The sequence below is a fragment of the Rhodothermales bacterium genome, from assembly GCA_034439735.1.
Lineage (GTDB): Bacteria > Bacteroidota > Rhodothermia > Rhodothermales > JAHQVL01 > JAWKNW01.
The window spans coordinates 1-7,185 of sequence record JAWXAX010000126.1; the positions used below are offsets into that span (position 1 = coordinate 1).

Consider the following 7,185-nt stretch of genomic DNA (forward strand, 5'->3'; position numbering starts at 1 on the left):
CCACGGGCCGAATCCTTGCAAAATCCAGACAAACCGCCCCGTACCTCGTAGCAATTACCTGGAATCGGCCCTATACTTCGTTGTCCTTTCAACCGGAAGGCATGCGCACGAGCGCATCTCCCAGACACTTTACCAGGGTAGCCTGTGGAACTGAAGGCCGTAAAGTTCGACAATCAGCAGTCGCAGTCGTTTGTGGCGGATATCAAGTCGCGTGTCAACGCCTACTTCGACGCAAACCAGCTCTCTCGCAAGGCCAACGGCGCGATGATCGTGAAAACGGTGATGATGTTCGCCATCACGTTTATCCCCTACGCGCTCATCCTCACGAACCGGTTCAGTCCGTGGGAAATGCTCGGTCTGGCGGTGTTGATGGGCATCGGGATGGCCGGCATCGGGTTTTCGATCTCGCGCGACGCGCTCCACGGGGCCTATTCGTCGAACCAGAAGGTCAATACGATCCTGGGGATGACGTTCGACCTGCTCGGGGCCAACGGGTACATGTGGAAGATCACCCATAACGTGATCCACCACACCTACACCAACATCCAGGGGATCGACGAGGATCTGGAAGTGTCGCCGTTGCTGCGGTTGTCGCCGGAGTCCGAACACAAACCCATCCACCGCTGGCAGCATATCTACGGGCTGGCGGCCTACAGCTTTTCGACGCTGAACTGGGTGTTCGCGAAGGACTTCACCTACCTCCTGCGTAAGACCCTCGGGCCGTACCAGAACGTCAAGCATCCACCGAAGGAAGTGGCCATCCTGCTCGGCATGAAGGTGGTCTTCTACACCTACACGATCATCGTGCCCCTGCTGGTGCTGGACATCGCGTTCTGGCAGTTTGTCATCGGGTATCTGGCGATGCACATGACGGCCGGCTTCATCCTGGGCGTCGTCTTCCAGCTTGCGCACGTGGTCGAGGGACCCGAGCATTTCACGAGCAAAAACGGCGACACGATGGAAGACGCGTGGCTGGTGCATGAAATGAAAACCACCGCCAACTTCGGCCGGCGTAACAAGCTGCTATGCTGGTATGTGGGCGGGCTCAACTTCCAGATCGAGCACCACCTCTTCCCGAAGGTGTGCAGCATCCATTACCCGGCCATCAGCCCGATCGTCGAGCAGGTCGCGAAAGAACACGGCATCCCCTATCACCAGCACACGACGCTGATGGATGCCTTACGGTCGCACCTGCGCATGCTCAAAGCACTTGGCCGGCCAGAAGCGGTGCCGGCGCCCGTGGCGGCGTAGGGCCCCAAAATGCTTTGTCACCCCGGACTTGATCCGGGGCCCAGTCGATTTGCAATTCGGCTGGACCCCGCATCGAGTGCAGGGTGACAGCGGAGTGGGAATGAACCACCCCGAATCTCGCGGACGCCGCCCCCAACAAAAAAGCGCCACCCCCGACAGACCGTCCGGGATGGCGCTTTTTCTTTAATCCGAATCGAGTTTACCCCAGCAACGCCCGGGCTTCGGCGGCGATGTTATCCACCGTGAACCCGAAGTACTTGAAGAGTTCGCCGCCCGGGGCCGACTCGCCGAAGCGGTCGATCCCAAACGCCTTCCCTTCCGAGCCCACGTAGCGCTCCCAGCCCAGCGTCACGCCGGCCTCGACGGACAGGCGCTTCTTCACCGACGGCGGGAAGACGCTCGCGCGGTACTCGGCGCTCTGCTGCTCGAACAGTTCGAACGATGGCATGCTCACGACGCGGACGCGCCGGCCTTCCGAACGCAGACGATCCGCGGCGCCGAGCGCCACATGGAGTTCGCTGCCGGTAGCCATCAGGATCAGCTCCGGCGTGCCCTCCGAGTCGCTGAGGACGTACGCGCCCTTGCGCACGCCTTCCGCCGAGGCGTACTTCGTCCGGTCCAGCGTGGGCAGGTTCTGCCGGCTGAAGGCGAGCACGGTCGGACGGTCCGTCGCGAGCATCGCGATGCGCCAGGACTCCGCCACTTCGTTTGCATCCGCCGGGCGGAGGAACGTCAGGTTCGGGATCGCGCGCAACGCCATGTAGTGCTCGATCGGCTGGTGCGTCGGGCCATCCTCGCCCTGGCCGATGGAGTCGTGCGTGAAGACGTAGATGACCGGCTGCCGCATGAGCGCGCTGAGGCGGAGCGCCGGCCGGAGGTAGTCGCTGAAGATCAGGAAGGTGCCGCAGTACGGGCGGAGGCCGCCGTGAAGAGCAATGCCGTTGCAGAGCGCCGCCATGCCGTGTTCGCGGACGCCGAAGCGGATGTACCGGCCCTCGGGCGTCGCCTTCTGGAAGTCGGCCGCGCCTTTGATGCCGGTGTTGTTGGACGGCGTCAGGTCCGCCGAGCCACCCACCAAGTTCTGGATCACCGGGGCGATGGCGTTGATGACCTTGCCGGACGACGCGCGGGAGGCGGATTTCTCCTCGACGCCAAACGTCGGGAGGTGCTTCTCCCAGCCGGCGGGCAGCTCGCCGGCCTGCCAGGCCAGGAACTCGGCCGCGAGGTCGGGGAACGCCGTGCGATAGGCGGCAAAGGCCTTGTTCCAGCGGTCCTCGCTGCGCTTGCCGTTTTCGAGCGCCTGCCGGAAATGGGCGCGCACGTCCGCCGGCACGCGGAAGGTTTCGTTCTCGGGCCAGCCGAGGTTGCGCTTCGTCAGGCGCACTTCCTCATCCCCCAGCGGCGAGCCGTGGATGCCGGAAGTGCCCTGCTTGTTGGGGCTGCCGAAACCGATGACGGTGCGGACGATGATGATAGAGGGCCGGCCGGTCTCGGCGCGCGCCGCATCAAGAGCGGCGGCGATCGCCGCCGTGTCGTTGCCATCGGCCACGTGGAGCACGTGCCAGCTGTAGGCCTCGAAGCGTTTGCCGACATCCTCCGTGAACGAGATGTCCGTGCTGCCGTCGATCGAGATGTCGTTGTCGTCGTACAGGAAGATCAGTTTACCCAGGCCCAGGTGTCCGGCCATCGACGCGGCCTCGGACGCGACGCCCTCCATGAGGTCGCCATCGGAGACGAGCGTGTAGGTGAAGTGATCCACCACCGTGTGGCCGGGACGGTTGAAGCGTGCGGCGAGCATGCGCTCGGCGACGGCCAGGCCGACAGCCGTAGCGGCGCCCTGCCCGAGCGGACCCGTCGTCGTCTCGACGCCGATGGTCTGGAAGTTTTCGGGGTGCCCGGGGGTCTTGCTGTGGAGCTGGCGGAACTGCTTGAGTTCGTCGAGCGGGAGGTCGTACCCGGTCAGGTGCAGGAGCGAGTACAGGAGCATCGACCCGTGGCCGGCGGAGAGCACAAACCGGTCGCGATCCACCCATTTCGGGTTTGCGGGGTTGTGTTTGAGGACCTCCTGCCAGAGCACGTATGCCATCGGCGCGGCGCCCATCGGGAGTCCGGGATGGCCGCTGTCGGCTTTCTGCACGGCGTCTACCGCCAGAAAACGAATGGTGTTGATGGCGTCCTGAGTGAGCGTGGTGGTCTGCACGGCGAGCTCCTGGGTGGTTAGGTCCATTGGAATAGTAGAATGTTAAACAGGGTCGATGCCGCGGGCTGCGACAACCGGGTGCGCGCCGGCGCGGGCCGCGCGGCGTCCGGTGTGGGTATCGGCCGGTTATGAGGAGGAATTAGCCCGGGCAGTCATTCACGATACGATTTACGACGCCGGCACAGCCTCACTGATGAACTGAGCGAAGCAGCCGGGCGTACGCGAGCCCACGAATCGGCCATTGATGACTACTGTCGGCACACTCGACATGCCGGTTTCCTGCGCCTTGGCGCGCTGATCGATGATGCGCTTGCGGAAGGTGCCGGCGCGCAGCTGGGCGTTCATCCGCTCGACATCCATCCCGATGCGCTCGGCGATCTCGCGCAGCTCGGCGACGTTGATCCCGGCCGTCCGCCGCATCGCCATCTGGGCATCTACCATCTCGGTGAACTTGCCCTGCTCGTGCGCGGCGTACATGGTCTCGATTTGCGGCATCGAGTAATCACGGATCGGGAACGGGATGAAATAGAACCGGACGCTATCGCTGTGGGTGGCCACCATCTGCTTCATGAGCGGGTGGAGGTCCTGGCAATGCGGGCAGTTCGGGTCGAAGTATTCGATCACGACCACATCGGACGCCGGGTTGCCCAGCATCGGGTCGTTGTCCGAGATGAGATTCAGATAGTTATCGTACGTCGCCATGCGCGGGTCGTACAGGCACGCCGGCGGCTCGGTAAAGACAGGCGCTTCGACAATCGCGGGCTCGGCGGGCGGCGGAGGCGGCGGCGCCGGCAGGTTGTTGAAGTAGATGAAGTCACCCACCAGCAACAACGCCAACACGCCGATGGCGCCCGAATAAAAGCGCGACTCGGCTTTCATCACGCCTGCGGAGACCCGCCCGGCGCCGCTCTTGTCCCCGGTGATCAGGTCGTAGATCGTCGTCCCGAACAATACCGTGGCGATGGCGGCCGACGTAAGGCACAACGCACACAACTCGCCGATGCTGTTGATCTGATAGTTGACGAGGTACATCGAATAGATGAACCCGAACCCGATGAGGCCGGCCCGAATCCGCTTCAGCGTCCCCACACCCTCCGGCTTCGCCCGCATCAACAAAAAACTGAGGATCGCCACGGCGACGTAAAAAATCATCCCCCAGTAGACGTTCGAAATGCCCATGATCGAGCCGGCGCCGCTGGTGACCACCGCCTGGCAATTAAATAGCTGCTCGCCGCCCTGGGGCGGATTAAATCCCCAACACCCCTGGTCGAACCCCCGACCCTGCTGGATCCAGAGGTGAACCGTCACGAGAATTCCGAAGACGCTGAGGCCGAATACCAACCGATCGATCAGCGGCCGGTAGACCGATAAAAAGCCAGAGTTAGGGGCTGAAGTGGGGGTCGCTGACCGCGATGCCTGTTCTTTCTCCTTGCGCGTTTGTTTTGCCATGGTGCGATCGAGCCGTTACACGGTATTACACGGCGGAAGCCCGCCAGACCGGTTGAATGGGGTGGGGAGAATAAAAACAATGCCCCCTTAACGCCCATCCTGCCGACAAGGTTCATGGTTGCCTGACTCGGCCGGGTCAGACCTCTTCAGAGGGCACGGCATGCCATGTGCGCTCGGGCGATTTACCCGAAAGTAGCCCCTGAATCCGCGCCTGGAGGACGACCACCGTCGCCGGCTCGATCCGCTCCGGCGCCCGGCCTCGTTCCTTGAGGAGATACCGCGAGCCGCCCTGATGCTCGATCGTCATCTCCCACACCCCGCCCCGCCGTAGTTCGTGGCGTTCCAACCCGTCGGCCCGCAGGTACACGATCAATGTGTAGTCCGTCACCGCACTGTGCAGGATCGTGACAATGTCCTCCTCCTCCAGGAGCGACGTCCCGGGCGCGCAGCCGGCGGCCAGCAGCGAAAGTACAACCAGAGACCGAAGAAGGGAGCGCATACGTTTGGTGTTACGTTAAAAACAGTCAGCGGCGTACATGTCATCGAAAAACCGGGCATCAGAGCGAAACACCAACAATATCGAGTCACCCTGAGCGCAGTCGAAAGCCTGCCCCCGCGAAGGCGGGGGGGCCTCTCGATCGTCCGGGAGGTCCTTCGACTACGCTCAGGATGACGTCGGATAAACGCGTAAACGTTCAACGGCATTATCGCCATCACCCGAACCACCTTAACCCCACCCCATCGCACAAAACCTCGCCGGGGGGGGTTGCGCGCTCCGGCGCGGCGCGCGTATCTTCCCGCCATGAATCGCACCATCCATATCAAACTACGCCGCAACAACCTTTGGTGGCGCCGCCTGCATGCAGCGGCCACGCGTACCGGTTTGTAGTACGATGCGACTTGGATATTTCCAGCGTTGGCCCGCTGCTCGATAGAGTTAGCGGGTTTTTTATTTTTTAGCGATCCGATAGTAGACGTACCGATGGACTATACCTCGTTCACCGAACTTATCGCCGAACAGCGCGCCGCGGGCGTCGGGCGGATGATCGTGCCAGTCATCCGCCGGCTCAGCGCCGACCTCCTCACGCCGGTCTCGGCCTTCCTCACCCTCCGCACCCGCGACGCCTACGCGTTCCTATTCGAAAGCGTCGAGGGCGGCGAAAAGCTCGCGCGCTACTCGTTCCTTGGGATCGACCCGTTTGCCCTCCTGACGGCCCGCGGCGCCGAGGTCTCCTACCAGGCCCTACGCGATGGTCACCGGCTCACGCCGCCGCCCGCCGGCCACATCTACCACGCCCTGAACCACCTCCTCGGACAATACAAGGAGATCAAGGTCCCGGGTTTTCCACGCCTCACGGGTGGAGCGGCCGTCGGTTACATGGGGTACGACACGGTCCGCCTCATCGAAAAGCTGCCGGCCACCGGCGAAGACGACCTCGGGCTGCCCGACGCCGTCTGGTGTTTCTACGATACCGTCGTCGCGTTTGACCATGTCAAACACCAGATGGTGATCATGGCCGCGGCCTTCATCGAACCCGAAACCAACCTCCAGGCCGCGTTCGACGAGGCCGGCGGGCGCATCGAGGCGCTCGCGCAAACGCTCCGCCACGGCGCCTTCACGCCGCCGACCCCCATCCGGCTCAAAAGCGGCGCCCTGCGCTCAGCCACCGAACGGCCGGCGTTCGAGGCCGCCGTCGAACGCGCCAAACGCTACATCTACGAAGGCGACATCTTCCAGGTCGTTCTCTCCCAACGATTTACGCTCCAGGCCGAAGGAGATGCCTTCAACCTCTACCGCGCGCTGCGCCAGATCAATCCCTCCCCCTACCTGTTCTACCTGGATTTCGGTCCTTTCAAACTCGTCGGCTCCTCGCCAGAGGTGCTCGTGCGGGTCGAGCAGGACAGGGCGGAGGTGCTCCCCATCGCCGGCACCCGCCCCCGCGGGAAAACGCATGCCGAGGACCTCATACTGGAAAAAGAGCTCCTCGCCGACCCGAAGGAACGGGCCGAACACCTGATGCTGGTGGATCTCGGGCGCAACGACCTCGGACGCGTCTGCTCCTTCCAAACCGTCGAGGTGGATCGCTACGCCTACATCGAACGGTATTCGCACGTGATGCACATCGTATCGTCCGTCGCAGGGCGTGTCCGCCCGGGCATGACGCCGATCGATGTGCTCGCCGCCTGCTTCCCCGCCGGCACCGTCAGCGGCGCCCCCAAGGTGCGAGCGATGGAGATCATCGACGAACTCGAACCCCTGAAACGCGGCGTCTACGCCGGCGCCG

The 7,185-nt window shown here is 63.3% G+C and carries 5 protein-coding genes; 2 read left to right on the top strand and 3 right to left on the bottom strand.

What is annotated here, in order from left to right:
- Positions 1-144 precede the first annotated feature (144 nt).
- Positions 145-1,251 carry an acyl-CoA desaturase gene (locus SH809_10310; protein ID MDZ4700087.1) on the top strand — a complete coding sequence of 369 codons (1,107 nt, stop codon included), beginning with the start codon at positions 145-147 and terminating at the stop codon, positions 1,249-1,251.
- 199 nt (positions 1,252-1,450) lie between these two features.
- On the opposite strand, the gene tkt is transcribed toward SH809_10310, so the two are convergent.
- The 3 genes from tkt to SH809_10325 form a co-directional block, all read right to left on the bottom strand.
- Positions 1,451-3,478 (bottom strand): transketolase, encoded by a 2,028-nt coding sequence (gene tkt, locus SH809_10315; GenBank protein MDZ4700088.1) that lies wholly within the window; start codon positions 3,476-3,478, stop codon positions 1,451-1,453.
- A gap of 141 nt (positions 3,479-3,619) precedes the next feature.
- A complete protein-coding gene (locus tag SH809_10320; protein MDZ4700089.1) occupies positions 3,620-4,900 on the bottom strand; it encodes a vitamin K epoxide reductase family protein in 1,281 nt (426 codons plus the stop codon).
- Positions 4,901-5,036: 136 nt separating this feature from the next.
- Positions 5,037-5,399 carry a hypothetical protein gene (locus SH809_10325; GenBank protein ID MDZ4700090.1) on the bottom strand — a complete coding sequence of 121 codons (363 nt, stop codon included), beginning with the start codon at positions 5,397-5,399 and terminating at the stop codon, positions 5,037-5,039.
- 483 nt (positions 5,400-5,882) lie between these two features.
- Between SH809_10325 and SH809_10330 the strand changes: the two genes are divergently transcribed.
- A partial coding sequence (locus SH809_10330) for a chorismate-binding protein (protein MDZ4700091.1) occupies positions 5,883-7,185 on the top strand: 1,303 nt, incomplete at its 3' end.

Excerpts from the sequence above, each read along its gene's own strand:
- tkt (MDZ4700088.1), bottom strand. The coding sequence starts at position 3,478 with ATGGACCTAACCACCCAGGAGCTCGCCGTGCAGACCACCACGCTCACT.
- SH809_10320 (MDZ4700089.1), bottom strand. The coding sequence starts at position 4,900 with ATGGCAAAACAAACGCGCAAGGAGAAAGAACAGGCATCGCGGTCAGCG.
- SH809_10325 (MDZ4700090.1), bottom strand. The coding sequence starts at position 5,399 with ATGCGCTCCCTTCTTCGGTCTCTGGTTGTACTTTCGCTGCTGGCCGCC.